We start from the raw sequence: 20,008 nt of genomic DNA on the forward strand, positions 1-20,008 counted from the left end.
GTGGCGTGAGCAATGACCAGGACGGAGTGGGCGCGGGCCCCGATCCGCAGGCCCCCGCACGTTCGGCGAGGATGATCGCGCTGCTGCCCGCGGTGGCCGCGGTGATCCTTCTGCTCGATCTGATCACCAAGATCGTCGTCGTGGCGGTCATCGACCCGCTGCGTCCGATCTCGATCATCGGCGACACCGTCACGCTGCGACTCGTGCGCAACAGCGGTGCCGCGTTCTCGATGGCGACCGGCTACACCTGGGTCCTGACCGTGGTCGCGTTGGCCGTGGTGATCGGGATCATCCGCTACAGCAGCCGCCTGCGGTCCCCACTGTGGGCGTTGGGCATCGGCCTGATCCTCGGCGGTGCGCTCGGCAACCTCGTCGACCGGCTCTTCCGGGCGCCGGGGCCTCTGCGCGGCCACGTCGTCGACTTCGTCTCGGTGGGCTGGTGGCCGGTGTTCAACGTGGCCGACTCGGCCGTCGTCTGCGGTGCGGTCCTGCTCGTCGCTCTGACGCTGTTCGGGGTCGAACTCGACGGCACCCGGATCTCCGGCAAGAAACCCGCCCCGTCCACCACACCCACCCGAGAGTCGCCGAATGCGTGAGAGCCGGTCCATGCCCGTACCCGACGGTCTGGACGGCATGCGTCTGGACGCCGGGGTGTCGCGCATCCTGGGTCTGTCCCGCACCGCGGTCGCCGCACTGGCCGACGGCGGCGACGTCAGCATCGACGGTGCGGCGGTGGGGAAGTCGCATCGCCTCGTCGGCGGCGCCTGGCTCGAGGTCACGCTGCCCGAACCCGCCCGACCGCTGGAGAACCCCGCCCAGCCGATCGAGAACATGGACGTCATCTACGCCGACGACGACATCGTCGTGGTCGACAAGCCGGTCGGCGTCGCGGCACATGCGTCGGTCGGCTGGACCGGACCGACCGTCATCGGTGGTCTGGCCGCGGCCGGTTTCCGGATCTCCACCTCCGGTTCCCACGAGCGCCAGGGCATCGTGCACCGCCTCGACGTCGGCACCTCCGGGGTGATGGTGGTCGCGACCTCCGAGCGCGCATACACCCTGCTCAAGCGGGCCTTCAAGGAACGCACGGTGGACAAGCGATACCACGCGCTGGCGCAGGGCCATCTCGACCCCTCGAGCGGCACCGTCGACGCGGCGATCGGCCGCCACCCCGGCAGCGAGTGGAAGTTCGCCGTCACCTCGGCGGGCAAGGCCAGCGTCACCCATTACGACACCCTCGAGATGTTCGCGGCGGCGAGCCTGCTCGACGTGCACCTCGAAACCGGTCGGACGCACCAGATCCGGGTGCACCTGTCCGCCCTGAACCATCCCTGCTGCGGTGACATCACCTACGGCGCCGACCCGGTGTTGGCCGCCCGACTCGGCCTCGAACGCCAGTGGTTGCACGCACGGGCGCTGTCGTTCGCCCATCCCGCCGACGGACGGCGGGTCGAGTTCACCAGTCCCTACCCGGACGATCTCCGCGGCGCCCTGGACATCCTGCGTGCCGGGTGAACCGCCGCCGCCGTCGGACCCCGAGACCGGTCACGCCGGGCTGACCCGGTCGATCGTGGTCGCGTTGGTGCTCGTCGTCGCGGTGACGGCCGGGCTCTACGCGCTCGGCGCGACCCACCCGCCGAAACGCTCGGCGATCACCTCCGACCGTCTGGGGCCGGAGAACGGTGCGAGTGTGCCCGCCTATCTCGACGCCGCCGCCGCCGGTCTCGATCGAGTCGGCGCCGGACCGCGCTGGGCGCTGATCTCGTTGCGGACGCCGGTGAACGACGACCGGGCGTGGTCGCTGATGGACGGCACCGCGGCGTCACAGGTCGCGTTCCACGTACCGATCACCGGGGTCGCCACCCCGTCGACCTTCGCCGCGGTCACCGGCGATCGCGGATCGTTGTCGACCGCCCGGGTCAACGCGATCGCCGAGGTCGCCGGAGACGCCGCCCTCGGGGCCGACGGCGCCGTCGAGACCCGAGACCAGCAGGTGAGTTCGGTCACCGTCGACCGTCTGCGATCCGGGTGTGCGTGCATCGTCGCGATGGTCGTGCGCGGCACCGGCCCACGATTACGCGAGGTCGCGACATCGCCGCTGGTCCGCGGCGTGCAGGTGCTGCCCGCCGACGCCGCGGGCGGGCGGTTCGCGGTGGTCGCGCTGCTGCCCGAACAGACTGACCGGTTCCTGCCCGTCGCCGACACCGCGCCCGTCCCCACACGCTGAGCACCCTCCCCGGACGGCCACGTCATCGCGCCGGGACCGGCGTGTCGGCGGTGTGTCGGCATTGCCCGGCGTTCGCTGGAGTGTGGCGCCGACCGTCTGTGGGTGCCCACCCCTAAACTGGTCCCTACGTCGTCGCCGGGGGCATCCTCTCGGCGGCGGGTTCGGCGGGCGGTCCCGCAACTGTCTCGGAAGAGGTCCACGAGTGTCGGATTCGTTCGTCCATCTGCACAATCACACCGAGTACTCGATGCTCGACGGTGCGGCCAAGGTCGCGCCCATGTTCGCCGAGGCCAAGCGCCTCGGGATGACCGCGATCGGCATGACCGACCACGGGAACATGTACGGCGCCAGCGAGTTCTACAACGTCGCGAAGAAACACGACATCAAGCCGATCATCGGTATCGAGGCCTACATCGCCCCGGCCTCCCGGTTCGACACCAAGCGCGTCCTCTGGGGCGATCGCGACCAGAAGAGCGACGACGTCTCCGGTAGTGGCGCCTACACGCACATGACGATGGTGGCCGAGAACGCCACGGGCCTGCACAACCTGTTCAAGCTGTCGTCGCTGGCGTCGATCGAGGGCCAGCTCGGCAAGTGGGCCCGGATGGACGCCGAGATCATCGCGCAGTACTCCGAGGGCATCATCGCCACCACCGGCTGCCCGTCGGGTGAGGTGCAGACCCGCCTGCGCCTCGGCCACCAGCGCGAGGCGCTCGAGGCCGCAGCCAAGTGGCAGGACATCTTCGGTAGGGAGAACTTCTACCTCGAGCTGATGGAGCACGGCCTCGAGATCGAGCGTCGGGTCCGTGACGGCCTGCTCGAGATCGGCAAGGCGCTCGGCATCAAGCCCATCGTGACCAACGACTGCCACTACGTCACCAAAGAGCACGCGGTCACCCACGAAGCGCTGCTGTGCATCCAGACCGGCAAGACGCTGTCCGATCCCACCCGCTTCAAGTTCGACGGCGACGGCTACTACCTGAAGTCGGCAGCGGAGATGCGCGAGCAGTGGGATTCGATCATCCCCGGCGCCTGCGACAACACCGTCGAGATCGGCGAGCGGGTCCAGAGCTACGCCGAGGTCTTCGCCCCGCGCGACCGGATGCCGGTGTTCCCGGTGCCCGAGGGCGACACCCAGGAGACGTTCCTGCGCAAGGAGGTCGCCGCCGGCCTCGTCAAGCGTTTCGCCGACAACCCGGTCCCGCAGGACTACACCGATCGGGCGCACTACGAGCTCGACGTCATCATCCAGATGGGGTTCCCCGCCTACTTCCTCGTCGTCGGCGACCTGATCCGGCACGCCCATGAGGTCGGCATCCGGGTGGGCCCGGGTCGCGGTAGCGCCGCGGGATCGCTCGTCGCGTGGGCGCTGGGTATCACCAACATCGACCCCATCCCGCACGGTCTGCTCTTCGAGCGGTTCCTCAACCCCGAGCGTGTGTCGATGCCCGACATCGACATCGACTTCGATGATCGCCGCCGCGGCGACATGATCCGCTACGCGACCGAACGGTGGGGCGTCGACAAGGTCGCCCAGGTCATCACCTTCGGCACCATCAAGACCAAGGCGGCCATCAAGGACTCCGCCCGCGTCCAGTTCGGGCAGCCGGGGTACTCGATCGCCGACCGCATCACCAAGGCCCTGCCGCCGCCCATCATGGCCAAGGACATCTCGGTCGCCGGCATCACCGACCCCGACCATGAGCGGTACGGCGAGGCGTCGGAGGTCCGCGCGCTCATCGAGACCGATCCCGACGTGAAGAAGATCTACGAGACCGCACGCGGTCTGGAGGGTCTGATCCGCAACGCGGGCGTGCATGCCTGCGCGGTGATCATGTCCTCGGAGCCGTTGACCGACGCGATCCCGGTGTGGAAGCGCGCGCAGGACGGCGCCATCATCACCGGCTGGGACTACCCGTCGTGTGAGGACATCGGTCTGCTCAAGATGGACTTCCTGGGGTTGCGCAACCTCACGGTCATCAACGACGCGCTGGAGAACATCAAGAACAACCGCGGCATCGAGATCGACATGGACGCCCTGCCGCTCGACGACAGCGCGACCTACGACCTGATGGCACGGGGACAGACCCTCGGTGTGTTCCAGCTCGACGGTGGCCCGATGCGTGAACTCCTCAAGCGCATGCAGCCCACCGCATTCGAGGACATCGTCGCCGTCGGCGCGCTGTACCGGCCCGGCCCGATGGGCATGAACGCCCACAACGACTACGCCGACCGCAAGAACGATCGCCAGATCGTGACGCCGATCCATCCGGAGCTCGAGGTCCCGCTCAAGGAGATCCTCGGTGACACGTACGGCCTGATCGTCTACCAAGAGCAGATCATGCAGATCGCGCAGAAGGTGGCCGGTTACTCGCTGGGACGAGCCGACATCCTGCGCCGCGCGATGGGCAAGAAGAAGGCGTCGGTCCTCGCCGAGGAGTTCGAGGGTTTCGAGGCGGGCATGGTCGCCAACGGGTTCTCCAAGGCGGCCATCAAGGCGCTGTGGGAGACGATCCTCCCGTTCGCCGGCTACGCGTTCAACAAGTCGCACGCCGCGGCGTACGGACTCATCTCGTACTGGACCGCCTACCTCAAGGCCAACTACCCGGCCGAGTACATGGCCGGTCTGTTGACGTCGGTCGGTGACGACAAGGACAAGGCCGCAATCTATCTCGCGGACTGTCGCAAGCTGGGCATCACAGTGCTCCCGCCCGACGTCAACGAATCGCAGCGAAACTTCGCCGCCGTCGGTGAGGACATCCGCTTCGGTCTGGTCGCGGTCCGCAACGTCGGCAGCAACGTGGTGAGCGCGATCCTCGCCGCCCGCGAGGCGAAGGGGAACTTCGGGAGTTTCTCCGACTACCTCGGCAAGATCGATGTGACCGCGTGCAGCAAGAAGGTCACCGAGTCCCTGATCAAGGCCGGAGCCTTCGACTCGTTGAACCACCCGCGCAAGGGTCTGTTCCTCGTCCATGTCGACGCGGTCGACGCCGTGCTCGGGACGAAGAAGGCCGAGGCGGTCGGGCAGTTCGACCTGTTCGGCGACACCGGCGGTGGCGACGGACCGGTCGAAGACGTGTTCGCCGTGCGGGTCCCCGACGAGGAGTGGGACTCCAAGCACAAGCTCGCGCTCGAGCGGGAGATGTTGGGCCTCTATGTGTCCGGGCATCCGCTCGGCGGTATCGAGCACGTCATCTCGGCGCAGACCGACACCTCGATCACCACCCTGCTCGAGGGCAACGTCAGCGACGGCGCGCAGATCATCATCGGCGGCATCATCTCCGCGGTGACCCGACGCGTGAACAAGAAGGGCGAGCCGTACGCGGTGGTCACCCTCGAGGACATGGTCGGTGGCGTCGAGGTCTACTTCTTCCCGCGCGCGTTCCAGACCTACGGGATGGACATCGTCGCCGACGCGGTGGTGCTCATCAAGGCGCGCGTGAACCTGCGCGACGACTCGATGATGATCAGCGCCAACGACCTCGCCGTCCCGGACCTCTCACACGTGGGGGAGGCCAAGCCGATAGCGCTGACGCTGTCGACGCGCCTGTGCACCCAGGACCGGGTCTCCGCGCTCAAGCAGGTCCTCATCCGGCACCCAGGGACCTCGGACGTGCACGTGCGGCTCATCAGCGGTGAGTCGTCGACGGTGATGCGTCTCGACGACAACCTCAGGGTCACACCGAGTTCCGCGCTGATGGGTGATCTGAAGGCGTTGCTCGGACCCACCTGTCTCAGCGGGTAGACGCCACGACGGGGTGGGTCGCCGGGTCGTGGGCCCGGGCCGACCGACGGCCGATCATGATTGCGGTCGCTGCGGTGATCAGACACGCCGTCGCGGCGTAGAGCGCGAACACCGCGTAATCGGCCGACAGCGCCTCGCGGAGTCCCGGCGCCGTCCCTCCGACGAGGGCGACGGCCACCGCGTAGGGCAGACCGTTGCCCGCACCGCGGATCGCGCGGGGGAACAGGGCGCTGATCACCGCGGGCAACGTCGCGCAGAGGCCGGCCAGCACAACCGTCGCGAGTGTCGTCCCCACCAGGTAGCTCACCAGGGTGGTCGTCGGTCGCGTCAGGAACAGCACTGCCGGGCAGACGGCGACGTTGGCGAGAGCGAAGACGATGTGGAGGCGGGTGCGGGATCGGTGCCGCATCGACCGCCCGACGCAGACCACCAGTGCCGCAAAGCAGAGCGTCTGCACGAGAGATGTCGAGACCATGGTCGATTCGCTGACCCCGAGGTGAGCGACCGCGTACGGCACGGTGCCCGCAATCCAGATGTTGTAGGTCAGGGTGGTGCCGAGGGTGAGCGCGACGACCGCCGCCATCCGCGTCAGCACCGCCGATCGTCGCAGGGGCGGGGCGGCATCGACACGGGACGATCGATCGCGGTCGACACCGCGCGCCGCGGCGAGCGCAAGCGCCACACCCGCCACCGCCCCGACGACGTAGGGGATCCGCCATCCCCACCCGGTCATCTCCGCGCGACCGAGGCCGGCGATCAATGCCAGTGTGACCGTCAGCGACGCCACCTTCCCGCAGGCGGCCATCGCGTAGATCAGCGCTGACGGGTCGAGTCGTGAACCAGGCGTGTGCATCTCGTACATCTGCGCATTGACCACGGCCGCCTGGCCACCGTGTGCCGCGCCCAGGACCACCCGGAAGATCAAGAGTAGCGACGGCGCTGCCCACGCGGCCCCGTCGATGTCGGGGGTGATGGCCATGCCGGTCGTCGCACCGGCCCCGATCCACAACGAGGTGACGAACGCCGGAGTGCGGCCCCGTCGATCGGCCAGTCGTCCGAGCGCGAGGGCCCCGAACGGCCGGGACACGAACCCGGCCGCGAAGATCGCGAAGCCCACGGTGAGTCCGGATTCGTCGTCGTTCACCAGCGCTCGGGTCATGTAGGGGAGCAGAGCGAGAAAGGTGACCCAGTCGTATCCCTCCACCGCCATCCCCGCCGCGATGACGGCGATCCGTCGCCGGTCCTGTTTCATCGGATCACTATGAGGGGCAGGCCCGCGGACCGCTGACGTGATGAAAGGCAGATCACCTGGCGTACCGAACGTGACCCCGGTCATCGCGGTGTGTCTTCGGTCGATTCTGAACACGCTGGCACACAGCGCAATCGCCCACCGGCTCGCTTGCGGCGACTTTCGTGCACGGGTGATTCTTGGGCGCGACAAAACTCCTTGCACGCGCTAACCTGTCCACAATCCGCTCAGAGTCGCTTGAGAGCCCCTTGCTGACAAGCCCGAGACCCGGCGGACCGCTCGACACGACCTGCACACGTGAACGCTGCCCGGAGTCGCGCAGCGACATCACATGACCGTGCTGCCGTCCGAATTCTCAGCAAGGGGCCAACCGGTGACATCCACTCTGCAACCTCGTCTCTCCCATTCGACCCTCGTGCCGCGTGAGCACGTCCACCGCGACGCGCTGTCGGAGGTCTACCTCACCGACATCATCTGCGATCGCTACCCCAACTTCCGTGTGGGCGTCCACTTCCCGAAGTCGCACAGCTACTACAGCGATCATGTGGGGCCGGCCGCGGGGCGGTACGACCCGCTGCTCGTCCTCGAGTGCTTCCGGCAGGCGTCGATTCTCATCGCGCACCGGCACGTCGGGGTCGAGTTCGATCAGTCCTTCATCTTCAACGCCGGTGCGATCAGCGTGGTCTCGGACGATGCGATGACGGTGACCTCGGCACCGGGTACCGGTGAGCTCAGTGCGATGATCGTCGGTGAGAAGGTGCGCGACGAGACGATCATCGGGATCACGCTCGACATGACGGTGACACTCGCCGGTGTGGCGGCGGTGACCATGACCATGTCGATCCAGTGGATGCCGAAGCCGGTCTGGGCGCGCGTCCGGGCGTCCGGGCGCGCGAAACTCGGACTGGCGGAATATCGGCCGGGCATCGAACCGTTGCCCGGCAGGCATCCGCACCGCAGTGTCGGTGCTCACCAGCCCGAGGCTCTGGGCCGTGGTCTGAGCCGCAACGTGGTGGTCGGCGCGGCACGGCACGTCCCCGCCGGGTTCGACATCGACGTCCTCGTCGACCAGCATCACCCGAGTCTCTTCGATCACCCGCTCGACCACATCCCGGGCGCGGTGATCTTCGAGGCGGTTCGTCAGGCCGGGATCGTCGGTGCCGACGAGTATTTCGGTCTCAGCGCACGGCGTCTCCGGATCCGTTCGCTGTCGGCGACATTCACGCGTTTCGGTGAACTCGATCTGCCGACCAGCGCGCTGGTCCGGCCGCAGACCGACACCTGCGATCAGGTGGTCGGCTTCGACGTCGACATCACGCAGGAGGGCGTGACCATCGCGTCGTCCGGAGTGGTCTTCACCCGATCGCACGCCCGAGCACTCGCGACGGTCCAGCGATGACGGCCTCGGTGCGCATCGACTCCGTCCCTCCGGTGACCGAGGCGACGCGGTACACGACGGTGTTCCTCGACTTCGGCGGCGTGTTGTCACCACCGATCGAGGACCTGTTCCTCGAGTACGAGCGCGTGACCGGCATCGCCCCGGCCGATCTCAAAGCCGCGATGGCCGGCGTCGCAGATGGTCTGGGCGTCGATGTGCTCGCCCCCGTCGAGCTCGGCCTCCTGACCGAGGTCGAGTGGGTCCGTCGCATGCACCGGTGGCTCATCTGCCGAGGTGTCGACGTGTCGCGATCGGCCCTCGATTTCGGCCGTCAGTGGTTCGCGGGCCATCAGGTCAACGCGACCATGCGCCGACTGGTCTTCGAGCTGAAGGCACAGGGCTACCGGGTGGGCATCCTCACCAACAACGTGCGTGAGTGGGAAGCCCACTGGCGCCCGATGGTGGGCCTCGACGAGGACGTCGACGCGATCGTCGACTCCTACGACGTCGGTTGCCGCAAACCCGAACCGGAGATCTTCGCGATCTCCGAGAACCGGATCGGTGCCGCACCGGGTACCGCGATCCTCATCGACGATCTCGAATCCAACTGTGTCGCCGCACGCAGAGCCGGCTGGGGAGCGGTGCGTTTCGTCGACAACGACCAGACCCTCGCCGATCTGGCCGCGCTCCTGCGTGCTCAGGACGGGGCCGCCGCGGAAGTCGCCATCGCAGAAGCGATCACCACAGACAGGGAGACCATCGCATGACCGCACCCGCACCATCCGTACGGGCCACATCGCCCGCCAAACCAAACCTCCTGCTGGCTGCGATACTCCTCGGTGTGGTCGTAGTGCCGACCGGTGTGTCGGGAACCGGTGTGGCACTGCCACACATCGCCGCCGATCTCGGATCGACACCGTCGTTGCTGCAGTGGGTGGTCAACGGGTTCAACCTCACCTTCGCGGTGTTCAGCCTGGTGGCCGGATCGATTGCCGATCATCTCGGTCGGCGTCGCGGTCTCGTCCTCGGCGGCGCGCTGTTCGCCGGGGCGGCGGTTCTCAGCGCGCTCGCACCCTCGCTGATCCTGCTCGACATCGGTCGTGCGCTCGCCGGAGTCGGCGCCGCGATCATATTCGCGTGCTCGGGCGCCTTGTTGGCCATCACCTTCTCCGGTGCCGCCGCGGCGCGGGCCTTCGCGTTGTTCGGTACCGCGGCCGGGGTGGGACTCGGCCTCGGCCCCACCATCTCGTCGACGGCCATCGCCCTCGTCGGGTGGTCGGGCATCTTCTGGTTCAACGCAGTCGTCATCGCGGTGTCGGCGGCACTGGTCATCGCCTCCAACGTGCACGACACCCCCGCACAGACCGGCGGGCGTCTGGATTGCCCCGGCGCAGTGGCCTTTGCCGCATCCCTGACGCTGGTCATAGCCGCTGTCGTGCAATCGGATTCGTGGGGGTGGGATTCACCGGCCACGCTCGGGATGCTCGTCGCGGGCGTGGCGGTGTTCGGCGTGTTCATCCGCATCGAACTGACCACCGATCACCCGCTGCTCGACCTGAGCCTGCTGCGCTCCGCGCGACTGGTCGGTCTGCTCGCCGTTCCTGTCGCCGGCGCGGTCGGTTTCGTCACCCTGCTCACCTACTATCCGACGTTCCTGTCGACGGTGTGGGAGTTGGGGACCGGTGTCGTCGGTCTGCTGATGCTCATGATGACCGTCCCGGTCATCGTCGGCCCGCTGATCGCCGGAGCGTTGCACACCCGGGGCGTGCCGGTGTGGGTGATCCTCGGCGGCAGCGTCCTGCTCTTCGTGGCCGGAGCGGCCGGCCTCACCCTGGTCGGGACCGAGGACAACATCGGCATCATCGTGGCGCCGTTCCTGCTGCTCGGGCTGGGCTTCGGGCTCGGTGTCGGGTTGGTCGACGGCCAGGCGATCGGCTCGGTCGCCCCGGAGCGCTCGGGCATGGTGTCCGGACTGGTGTCGACGGTTCGCCTCGGCAGCGAGGCACTCGTGGTCGCGGTGTTCGCCAGCGCGCTGACCGCAGGCGTCGGTGGCGAGGTCCGGGACCGACTGCCCGACTCCCTGGGGGCCGGTGCCCGCGAGGGCATCGTCGACAAGGTGGTCACCGGCGAGATCGGCGGTGTCGACCGCACCGTCGACACCGGCCTGCTGCGTGCCGCCTTCGCCGACGGGTTCACGCCGTTGCTGTGGGTGCTCGCAGCCCTCGGAGTGGTCCTGGCCGTGGTGGTCTCGCTCCTGCTGCGTCGGCCCGTCGCCGCTCCCGCAGCCCTTCCCGACGACGCCCCCGGCGTCGACGCTGCTCTCGCCTTCGATCACGAGGAGATCCGGCAATGACCCAGACCATCCACCGCCCCGACGCGGTTTCCTCGCCCCCGCTGGTCGTCGACATCCCGAGACTCGACACCCCGCATCCCTACGTTCGCGAGCTGCCGAGCGACGACGGACACCAGCACATCGAACTGCCCAGTGGGCACACGGCGATCTGCCTGACCTCTCATGTCGACGTCAAGACGCTGATGCTCGACCGCACGGCCAGTCGAGCCCTGTGCAATGTCGACGGGGGGCCGTCGTTCATGCCCACGAACTGGGCGCCGGAGGTGCTCATCAACCTCGATGCGCCGGTGCACGGCGTGGTGCGGGAATTCGTGTCGCACGAGTTCTCCGCGCGGGCGATGGCCGGACTCGAACCGACCATCCGCACGCTGGCCGACGCCGCGTTCGACGCACTCGACGCCGCCGCCGAACCCGACATCATGACCGAGGTCTTCCGGCTGGTGCCGGCGCAGGTCGTGTGCACGCTGCTCGGTATCTCACGCGATCACGCGCCATGGATGAACGAGCTCGGTCGGCGGATCCAGCTCGCCCGTCGCGACGAGATCCCGCTCATCGTCGACTCGTGGATCGAGCTCTACGGCTGGGTGCAGCACCTCGTCGCCGACGAATCCGACCACGACGACACCGGGCTGCTCGCGACCTACAAGCGCCGGGCGCGGCAGCCGGAGTTCGCCGCCGTCGACGACACCCTGATCAGCGGGACCGTGATGGGTATCGTCCTGGGAGGCGACAACAACGTCGCGACGATGTTGGTCAAGACGCTGTATGCCGCACTGGCACATCGTGATCTCTATGCACAGGTGGTCGACGATCCGGCACTCGTGCCGGACCTGGTGGAGGAGATCATGCGGCTGATGCCGCTCGGCACGCCGGGGTCATTCCCCCGGGAACTGACCCGTCCCCTCGACACGTCGGCGGGGACGCTGCCCGCGGGCGCGATCGTCTACCCCCACATCAACGCAGCCAACCGCGATCCGGCCGTGTTCGATTCACCGCTGGAGATCCGGCTGGATCGCCCGCGCGGGCGGCACCTGCAGTACGGCTACGGAATGCACCGCTGCATGGGGTCGGCGCTCGCGCAGACCGAGCTGATCGCGATCCTGACCCGGGTCGTGACGCGCTATCCCGATCTCGCGCTGCGTGTGGCTCCGTCGGATGTCGAATGGGATCTGGGGACGGGATTGCGGCGACCGGCCGCACTGCCGGTGGATCTCGGTGCGAGGAGGATCGTGTAGATGTACGACGTGATCGTGGTCGGCGGTGGACCGGTGGGGATGTTGATTGCCAACGAGCTGGCCTTGCAAGACATCTCGGCGGTGGTGTTGGAGAGCCGGGACGCTGTGAGCGAGTACCCGAAGGCGGGTACCTATCACGCGCGGGCCATCGCGACGCTGGCCCGCCGACAGGTCGTCGCCGTACCCCGCCGCACGAACGATCACACGGCGATCTCCTCGGAACTGTTCCAGTTCGCGGGCTATCCGTGGCTCACCCTGCGATCGCGCACCATCGACGGGCCGGTCATGATGGGCATCGCCCAGGCCGACCTCGAGCGCGCGATCGCAGTCAAGGCCACATCGCATGGGGCACGGGTGATCTGGGGGATCACGGTCGCCTCGGTGGAGCAGTCAGCCGACCACGCCACGGTGATCGGCCATGACGCCGCCGGTACTGAGCAACGGTACTCTGCGCGCTACGTCGTCGGTGCCGACGGCGGCCGCAGCGCGGTGCTGCGGTCGGGGCGGTTCGCCACGACCGAGTACGCCCCGACGATGCGCGCGATCCTCGGCCTCGCGCAGTTGCCGCACCCCGAACATCTGCGTGTCGGCTGGAACCACACCGACGCGGGATGGACGTTGCTCAACCTGAACCGGTACGGCGACAGCCGGATCATCGTGTTCGAGTTCGACGGTCCCGTCGCCGACCGACATGCGCCGGTCACGCCGGAGGAGTTCGGCTCCGCGATCGACCGCGTGGTCGGGTCGCACGTCGAACTCGAGTCGCCGCACTACCTCAACAGGTTCAGCGACTTCAGCCGGATCGTGCACGACTATCGCGACAGGCGACTGTTCCTGGCCGGCGACGCCGCGCACATCCACTACCCACTCGGCGGACAGGGACTCAACACCGGCATCTCCGACGCGGTGAACCTGGGATGGAAGTTGGCTGCGGTGGTGACCGGTGCCGCCGACGACTCACTACTCGACACGTATTCCGCGGAACGTCAACCCGTAGGGCAGTGGGTCATCGACAACACCCGCCTCCAGTCGTCGATCATGAATCCCGATGCCTCGCAGGACCCGATGCGCCGGATGGTCTCGCAGATGCTGTGCAACAGAGACACTCACGACTGGCTCGGTGACAAGATCAACGGACACTCGTTGCGGTACGAGTCGGCCGGTTCGTCGGTCGGCGAACTCGACGGCGAGTTCCTCCCGGACCACGAGTTCGTCGCCGACGGCACCCGCACGACGGTGTCGGCGTTGCTGGCCCGTGGGCGCATCGTGGTGCTGGCCGACGCGCCGGGGCGTGATCGCATCGCGGCGACGACAGAGGTTCCGTTCGCCGACGTGGTCGTCGCCGAGGGGCTGCCGGAGTCGTACCCGGAGATCGTCGTCCTGCGGCCGGATGGCTACGTCGCGTGGTCGGGTGCGGGATCCGATGTGGCTCAGATGGTGAAGGTCCTCGACGGACATTGGGGACTGCGCTGCCTGTTGAGTCGCTGATAACGTGTGGCGCCCGACGGCAGTGTCCGTGACGGGGATGACGGAGGCGACGTGGGCGGCGTGGGCGAAGGCTGGTTCCTGGTCGAGACCTCGGGGTCGACGCCCTCGGTGGTGATGGTCGGACCCCGCTCGAAGCAGTGGCGTCCGGTTTCCAACATGTTCCGCGGTTCGGTGTACACGACCGTCCTGCAGTTGCTCGACACCGTCCTCAACAACCTGAAGCAGTCGCAGGTACTCCTCGACGTCGGGGGACCGCGGTTGGCCCTGGCACATCCGGTCCTGGGGCCGTCGCGTCAGGTCCACGCCATCCTCATGTGGATCGGCGATGCCACTGAGACGCCGCCGCCCGAACCGCCCGTGTGGGCGTTCGCATGGGAACTCGCCGACCCGATCTCTCCGGAGTTCGTCGACGACCCGCAGGATCGCACCATGACCGACTGGCTCTCGGGATGCGCTCGCCTGTCCGACATCCGCCGCACCGTGACCGACGTTCACGGCGCCGCGATCGGCGATCGGTTCGGCGGCGACTGGATCCGTACGGACGGCACGGTCGAGCGCTACGCGATGCGGGTCGTCGCCACCTTCGACGGGCCGTGTGTCCTCGGCGTCTCGGTTCGACTACCCGAGACACTGCCCGAGGCGGACGACGAGTTGCTTCCGCGCGTCGCATTGCGGGCGGTGGCTGCACACACGGGGACATCCTCTGCGGTGCTGCACGCGCTGAGTGGGCGGGTCCTCGCATGGTTGACAGACACGAGGCCGGACGTCGTGGATGCGGTCATGTCCGGGCGCATCGCTGCACCGGAGCCGGCAGCTGTGACTGCCCTCGACGAGGCCGGGGTACTGGTGGTCGGGGTGTTCGAGCGGTCAGCGCTGCGCACCGAGTAGCTCGTGGAGGCCGTCGGCCGTACGCGACGGATGGAACGTCATCACCGCGTAGTCGGCCAGGCCGCGCCGTCCGAAGGGGTCTTCGGACAGCCTGTGATCGAGTTCGTCGCGGTTGATGTCGGCCACCAGGATCACCCCGCCGATGCGGGGTTCGCGACGTCCGGAGGCGAGAAATGTCCCGTCGGCATAATTCGCATCCAGCCACGCGACGTGATCGTCGAGCGCGGCGTCGATATCGGTGAGCGGCGCCGTGTAGGTCAGCGTCACGATGTGCACGTCGTCAGGCCCGTGTGGGTCGGGCGCAGGCGGCGCGGCGGACACACCAGGCGACCGCGGTGACGATGGTGAGCGTCCATGCGGTGAGCTCGCCCGACTGCGTCACGGCTCCGACGAGTGTGGCGACGAGGATGCCGATGACGATGGCCTGCACCTTGTACAGCGGCCAGTCGACGCCGGCGATCTCGACGGTCGGGGCGGGCGTCCGGGCCTCGCGTGGCGAGACCGTGGTCGCGGTGAGCGTCGTCATGTCAGACTCGATTCGTACTTCTACGTCGGGTGGGATCGGATGAGATCCTGGTCGGTGAACTCCAGTATAGGGCACTCCGCAGCCATAAGTTCGGAGACCCGAACTCACGATCGGAAAGGATCCACACCATGCCACTCGAGGGCGAATACGCACCGAGCACCAGCGACTGGGCCCGGGAACAGGCGGAGAAGATCGAACAGTCGGGCGGCACGGAGGGCACCGACATGCAGGGGATGCCCGTCGTGGTGCTGACGACCATCGGCAACAAGTCCGGCAAGCTGCGCAAGACCCCGCTGATGCGGGTCGAGCACGATGGCCACTACGCGGTCGTCGCCTCCCTGGGCGGCGCTCCGAAGCACCCGGTCTGGTACTTCAACATCGCCGCGAATCCGCGGGTGGAGCTGCGCGACGGCACCGACGTGAACGACTACGTAGCCCGTGAGGTCTTCGGCGGGGAGAAGCAGACGTGGTGGGATCGGGCGGTCGAGGCCTACCCGCCGTACGCCGATTACCAGGAGAAGACCGACCGGGAGATCCCGGTCTTCGTGCTCGAACCGGCTCCCACGAGCTGACACCGTGCGCGGGGCTGCGGGCACTGCCCGCACCGTCGCTCACGTGGTGAGACGATGGTGGACGTGAGTAGCCCGCAGCCCGTCGCAGATCCGCCGCTGTCCTCGCACGACGCCACGTCGCGCCCCGTTCTGGACGCGACGGCGATTCGTGCCGCGGCGGCGCGGATCCGCGAGGCGGTCCAGATCACGCCGCTGCAGCACAACGCGCGGTTGTCCGCGCGTACCGGCGCCCGGGTTTACGTCAAACGGGAGGACCTGCAGTCGGTCCGGTCCTACAAGATCCGCGGCGCCTACAACGTCATGGCCATGCTCAGCGCCGACGAACGCGCCGCGGGCGTGGTCGCGGCGAGTGCAGGCAACCACGCGCAGGGCGTGGCGTACGCCTGCGCCGCGATGGGTGTGCAGGGCCGGATCTATGTCCCCACCACCACTCCGAAGCAGAAATGCGACCGGATCCGTTGGCACGGCGGCGAGGCCATCGAACTGATCGCGGTCGGCGACACCTACGACGCGGCCGCCGCGGCTGCGCAGGCCGATGTGCTGCGGACCGGGGCGACCTGGATCCACGCCTTCGACGATCCCCGCACCGCGGCGGGCCAGGGCACCATCGCGCTCGAGATCGTCGACCAGCTCGGACGGGTGCCCGACGTCGTCATCGCACCGGTCGGTGGCGGCGGATGTCTCGCCGGGATGGCCACCTATCTGCGGGCGCAGAGCCCCGACGTCGCGATCGTCGGTGTCGAGCCGACGGGGGCGGCGTCGCTCTCCGCGGCCCTCGTCGCCGGCGGCCCGGTCACTCTCGACGAACTCGACCCCTTCGTCGACGGCGCGGCAGTACGTCGGATCGGTGGCCTGGGCTACGACGTCGTGTCGCATCTGCGACCCGACGTCGCCGCGCATCCCGACCTGCCGTCGGGTGCCACCGTCGGACCCCGGACATCTCCGCTCGAGGCAGGGTCGGCGCACGTCATGCACATCGACGAGGGCGCGCTGTGCTCGTCGATGCTCGAGCTCTACCAGGACGACGGGATCATCGCCGAACCCGCCGGGGCACTCGCGGTCGCGGCGCTGAGCGACCTGCGGTTCGAACCCGGATCGACCGTCGTCTGTCTGCTCTCCGGGGGCAACAACGACGTCTCCCGCTACGGCGAGATCATCGAACGGTCCCTGGTGCATCGAGGTTTGAAGCACTACTTCCTGGTGGACTTCCCGCAGGAGCCGGGCGCGCTGCGCGGGTTCCTCGACGAGGTGCTCGGCCCCGACGACGACGTCACGTTGTTCGAGTACGTCAAGCGCAACAACCGGGAGACCGGCGCGGCTCTGGTGGGCGTCGAACTCGGGTCGTCGAACGACCTCGGTCCGCTGCTCGAGCGCATGAGCGCGTCACGCCTGAGAAGCGAACGTCTCGAACCGGGTTCGCCCGCATACCGCTACCTCACCTAGACACAAAAGCAGCCGGAGGTCCCGCCGAGCGGGGACTCCGGCCACCGAAGGTCGCCGATCAGGCTGCCGGCACCAACGCGTCGAGGACCTCGGCGGTGATGCGATGCGACTCGAGGCGGGCGTCGAAGTCGGCCAGCGTCGAGCTGATCATGATCTCGTTCGCCCCGGTCGACTCGACCAGGCTGCGCAACTCGGACGCCACGTGGTCGCGTCCGCCGACGATCCAGGCCGAACTCGTCTCCGCGACGGCTGATTCCTGCATGGGGGACAAGGGGTTGGCGGCGGCGTCCTCCGCGGTGGGGTAGCGGCCCGGGGTGCCGCTGCGAAGTCGCGCCATCGCCAACCGCTGGGGGCCGGAGTGGTAGCGGGCGGTCTCGTCGTCCTCGGCGGCGACCACCGTGGCGGTGACCATCGCGTACGGCTCGTCGAGCACGCCACTGGGTCGGAACCGCTCGCGATACGCGGCGAGCGCGGCAAAGGTCTCCCGCGGAGCGAAGTGCCGGGCGAAGGCGAACGGCAGGCCGAGCATGCCGGCGAGCTGGGCGCTGAAGGTGGATGACCCGAGCAGCCACATCTGCAGGTTCGATCCCTCGCCGGGGACGGCGGTGATGGCCGAGTACGGATGGTCGGCCGGGAAAGCGCCCGCGAGGAACGCGCGCAGCTGGGCGAGTTCCTGGGGGAAGTCCTCGGCCGAGAGTGCCCCGGGGTTGCGGCGCAGCGCGTGCGCGGTCACCTGGTCGGTGCCGGGTGCACGCCCGATGCCCAGGTCGATGCGGTCCGGGAACATCGCGTCGAGCGTCCCGAACTGCTCGGCGACGACCAGCGGGGCGTGGTTGGGGAGCATGATGCCGCCCGATCCGACGCGGATGGTCGACGTGGCGCGGGCGACCTGGCCGATGACGATCGCCGGGCTGGAGCTCGCGATCCCGGGCATGTTGTGGTGTTCGGCCAGCCAGAAGCGGCGGTATCCCCACTGCTCGGCTGCGACACCGAGTGCCACCGATTGGTTGAGCGCCTGACCGATCGACGTGCCGTCGACGACAGGGGCGAGGTCCAGGAGCGAGTACGGAACAGTCACCTCAGTGCCAACACCGACGCCGACCCGGGTATTTCAGGCGCCGCCCGGTCGGCGGCCGATGATGACGTTGTGACCGGACGACTCGATCGCGCCGTGGTCGACGGTGACCGGGTCGAAGGTGAGCAGCGGGGTGAGGGTGATCGGCACGGTGATGGCCTGGTCGGTGAGCACGCACACCGCGGTCACCGCGCCGCGATGGATCGCGAACCACCCCGCCTGCTCGTCGAAGTCGACCTCGACCCTGTCGAGATGTCGATCGGTGATCTCCGGTGTCGATGCGCGGAGCTCGATGAGTGACCGGTAGAACTCGAGGATCCGTAGGTGGTCGGGCTGCTCGAGTTCGGACCAGTCGAGCTTCGATCGGGCGAAGGTCTCCGGATCCTGCGGATCGGGGATCTCGGCGGCGTCCCACCCGTGGTCGGCGAACTCACTGATGCGCCCTGTCGCGGTGGCCTCGCCGAGTTCGGGCTCGGGGTGGGAGGTGAAGAACTGGAACGGGGTCGACGCCGCCCACTCCTCGCCCATGAACAGCATCGGCGTGAACGCCGACGTGAGCACCAGCGCGGCCTTGATCGCGAGCTGTCCCGGCGTGAGGTAGGCGCTGGGGCGGTCACCGGTGGCCCGGTTGCCGATCTGGTCGTGGTTGCAGGTGTAGACGACCAGAGAGGTCGACGGCACGACGGCCGGGTCGATCGGGCGCCCGTGGCGTCGCCTGCGGAACGACGAGTACGTCGCCGCGTGGAAGAACCCCTTGGTCAGTACGGTCGCCAGGCAGTCGTAGCTGCCGAAATCGCCGTAGTACCCCTGCCGCTCGCCCGACACCGCGGTGTGGATGGCGTGGTGGACGTCGTCGTCCCACTGGGCGGCGAGACCGTATCCGCCGAGCCCGCGGTCGGTGATCAGGCGCGGATCGTTGAGATCGCTCTCCGCGATCAGCGACAGTGGGCGGCCGAGCTCGGCCGACAACGCGTCGGTGCGCACCGCGAGCTCCTCGAGCAGGTGGATGGCGGTGTGATCGACCAGCGCGTGCACGGCGTCCAATCGCAGTGCGTCGACGTGGAACTCGCGCAACCAGCGCAACGCGTTGTCCAGGATGTGGGCACGCACGGGGTCGGAGTCGGCCTGGTCGAGGTTGAGCGACTGACCCCACGTGTTCGCCCCGGAGGTGAGGTAGGGGCCGAACTGCGGCAGGTAGTTGCCCGACGGGCCGAGATGGTTGTAGACGACGTCGAGGACGACCCCGAGTCCGCGGCCGTGGCAGGCGTCGACGAATCGTGCGAACCCTGCGGGGCCGCCGTAGATCTCGTGCACCGCGTACCAGGCGACACCGTCGTAGCCCCAGTTGTGGGTGCCGTTGAACCCGTTGATCGGCATGACCTCGACGAACCCCACCCCGAGGTCGACGAGATGATCGAGGCGCTCGATCGCCGAGTCGAAGGTGCCGTCGGGGGTGAACGTACCGATGTGCAGCTCGTAGACGACCGCGCCGGCGATCGGCCGACCGGCCCAGCCCCGATCGGTCCACAGCGTCTCGTCGACCACGAAGGGTGCCGAGGTCGAGTGCACGCCGTCGGGCTGACGGGGTGACCGCGGATCGGGCAGGACGGCGGGGGCGCCGTCGCCGGAGTCGGCGTCGATGGTGAAGCCATACCGTCCGGGATCGGTTGCGGCGGAGGGATACCGCCACCACTGTCCGTCCCGGGTCATCGGTGACGACGACCCGTCGACCACCACCGACACCGTCGTCGCGTCCGGTGCCCACACTGCGTACTCCTGCTGATCCGCCACCTGATGACCGTAGCGGCACCGACCCACCGTCCGCAGTG

The 20,008-nt window shown here is 68.3% G+C and carries 17 protein-coding genes; 12 read left to right on the top strand and 5 right to left on the bottom strand.

Annotated features, from left to right (window positions below; all coding sequences use genetic code 11):
- Positions 1–71: 71 nt before the first annotated feature.
- The 4 genes from lspA (at position 72) to dnaE (ending at position 5,972) form a co-directional block, all read left to right on the top strand.
- The gene (gene lspA, locus IEV93_RS13360) at positions 72–596 is read left to right on the top strand and encodes a signal peptidase II (RefSeq protein ID WP_229705178.1); all 525 of its coding nucleotides are present in this window, start codon (positions 72–74) and stop codon (positions 594–596) included.
- Positions 589–1,515, top strand: coding sequence for an RluA family pseudouridine synthase (locus IEV93_RS13365; RefSeq protein ID WP_188490160.1), 927 nt, complete (start codon positions 589–591; stop codon positions 1,513–1,515). The genes lspA and IEV93_RS13365 overlap by 8 nt, the downstream gene beginning before the upstream one ends.
- Entirely contained in the window at positions 1,505–2,227 is a 723-nt protein-coding gene (locus tag IEV93_RS13370) for a hypothetical protein (RefSeq protein WP_188490161.1), read from the top strand. The genes IEV93_RS13365 and IEV93_RS13370 overlap by 11 nt, the downstream gene beginning before the upstream one ends.
- 202 nt (positions 2,228–2,429) lie before the next feature.
- Positions 2,430–5,972 carry a DNA polymerase III subunit alpha gene (gene dnaE / locus IEV93_RS13375; RefSeq protein ID WP_188490162.1) on the top strand — a complete coding sequence of 1,181 codons (3,543 nt, stop codon included), beginning with the start codon at positions 2,430–2,432 and terminating at the stop codon, positions 5,970–5,972.
- Here dnaE and IEV93_RS13380 read toward each other — a convergent pair.
- Positions 5,962–7,224 carry an MFS transporter gene (locus IEV93_RS13380; protein ID WP_188490163.1) on the bottom strand — a complete coding sequence of 421 codons (1,263 nt, stop codon included), beginning with the start codon at positions 7,222–7,224 and terminating at the stop codon, positions 5,962–5,964. The two genes, dnaE and IEV93_RS13380, sit on opposite strands and share 11 nt — an antisense overlap.
- Before the next feature lie 370 nt (positions 7,225–7,594).
- On the opposite strand from IEV93_RS13380, the gene IEV93_RS13385 reads away from it, so the two are divergent.
- Genes IEV93_RS13385 through IEV93_RS13410 form a run of 6 tightly spaced genes read left to right on the top strand, consistent with a single transcriptional unit; the run spans position 7,595 to position 14,563 of the window.
- On the top strand, positions 7,595–8,620 hold the full coding sequence (locus tag IEV93_RS13385; protein WP_188490164.1) for an AfsA-related hotdog domain-containing protein: 1,026 nt from the start codon (positions 7,595–7,597) through the stop codon (positions 8,618–8,620).
- A complete protein-coding gene (locus tag IEV93_RS13390; RefSeq protein WP_188490165.1) occupies positions 8,617–9,366 on the top strand; it encodes an HAD-IA family hydrolase in 750 nt (249 codons plus the stop codon). The genes IEV93_RS13385 and IEV93_RS13390 overlap by 4 nt, the downstream gene beginning before the upstream one ends.
- Positions 9,363–10,952 carry an MFS transporter gene (locus IEV93_RS13395; protein ID WP_188490166.1) on the top strand — a complete coding sequence of 530 codons (1,590 nt, stop codon included), beginning with the start codon at positions 9,363–9,365 and terminating at the stop codon, positions 10,950–10,952. Before IEV93_RS13390 ends, IEV93_RS13395 begins: the two co-directional genes overlap by 4 nt.
- Complete coding sequence (locus tag IEV93_RS13400; protein WP_188490167.1) at positions 10,949–12,187, top strand: cytochrome P450; 1,239 nt, start codon at positions 10,949–10,951, stop codon at positions 12,185–12,187. Before IEV93_RS13395 ends, IEV93_RS13400 begins: the two co-directional genes overlap by 4 nt.
- Positions 12,188–13,675 carry an FAD-dependent monooxygenase gene (locus IEV93_RS13405; protein ID WP_188490168.1) on the top strand — a complete coding sequence of 496 codons (1,488 nt, stop codon included), beginning with the start codon at positions 12,188–12,190 and terminating at the stop codon, positions 13,673–13,675.
- Between the two features lie 60 nt (positions 13,676–13,735).
- A complete protein-coding gene (locus tag IEV93_RS13410) occupies positions 13,736–14,563 on the top strand; it encodes a GAF domain-containing protein (RefSeq protein WP_188490169.1) in 828 nt (275 codons plus the stop codon).
- Here the strand turns inward: IEV93_RS13410 and IEV93_RS13415 are convergent.
- On the bottom strand, positions 14,543–14,830 hold the full coding sequence (locus tag IEV93_RS13415) for a YciI family protein (RefSeq protein WP_229705086.1): 288 nt from the start codon (positions 14,828–14,830) through the stop codon (positions 14,543–14,545). The genes IEV93_RS13410 and IEV93_RS13415 overlap by 21 nt on opposite strands.
- Positions 14,831–14,843: 13 nt before the next feature.
- The gene (locus IEV93_RS13420) at positions 14,844–15,089 is read right to left on the bottom strand and encodes a hypothetical protein (RefSeq protein WP_188490171.1); all 246 of its coding nucleotides are present in this window, start codon (positions 15,087–15,089) and stop codon (positions 14,844–14,846) included.
- A gap of 128 nt (positions 15,090–15,217) precedes the next feature.
- On the opposite strand from IEV93_RS13420, the gene IEV93_RS13425 reads away from it, so the two are divergent.
- Positions 15,218–15,661 (top strand): nitroreductase family deazaflavin-dependent oxidoreductase, encoded by a 444-nt coding sequence (locus tag IEV93_RS13425; protein ID WP_188490172.1) that lies wholly within the window; start codon positions 15,218–15,220, stop codon positions 15,659–15,661.
- 54 nt (positions 15,662–15,715) lie between these two features.
- Positions 15,716–17,104, top strand: coding sequence for a threonine ammonia-lyase IlvA (gene ilvA, locus IEV93_RS13430; protein ID WP_188490173.1), 1,389 nt, complete (start codon positions 15,716–15,718; stop codon positions 17,102–17,104).
- A 58-nt stretch (positions 17,105–17,162) separates the two neighbouring features.
- On the opposite strand, the gene IEV93_RS13435 is transcribed toward ilvA, so the two are convergent.
- On the bottom strand, positions 17,163–18,182 hold the full coding sequence (locus IEV93_RS13435; protein ID WP_188490174.1) for an LLM class flavin-dependent oxidoreductase: 1,020 nt from the start codon (positions 18,180–18,182) through the stop codon (positions 17,163–17,165).
- 33 nt (positions 18,183–18,215) lie between these two features.
- Positions 18,216–19,970, bottom strand: coding sequence for a malto-oligosyltrehalose trehalohydrolase (treZ, locus tag IEV93_RS13440; protein WP_229705087.1), 1,755 nt, complete (start codon positions 19,968–19,970; stop codon positions 18,216–18,218).
- Positions 19,971–20,008 lie beyond the last annotated feature (38 nt).

Source organism: Williamsia phyllosphaerae, assembly GCF_014635305.1.
Taxonomy (GTDB): domain Bacteria; phylum Actinomycetota; class Actinomycetes; order Mycobacteriales; family Mycobacteriaceae; genus Williamsia_A; species Williamsia_A phyllosphaerae.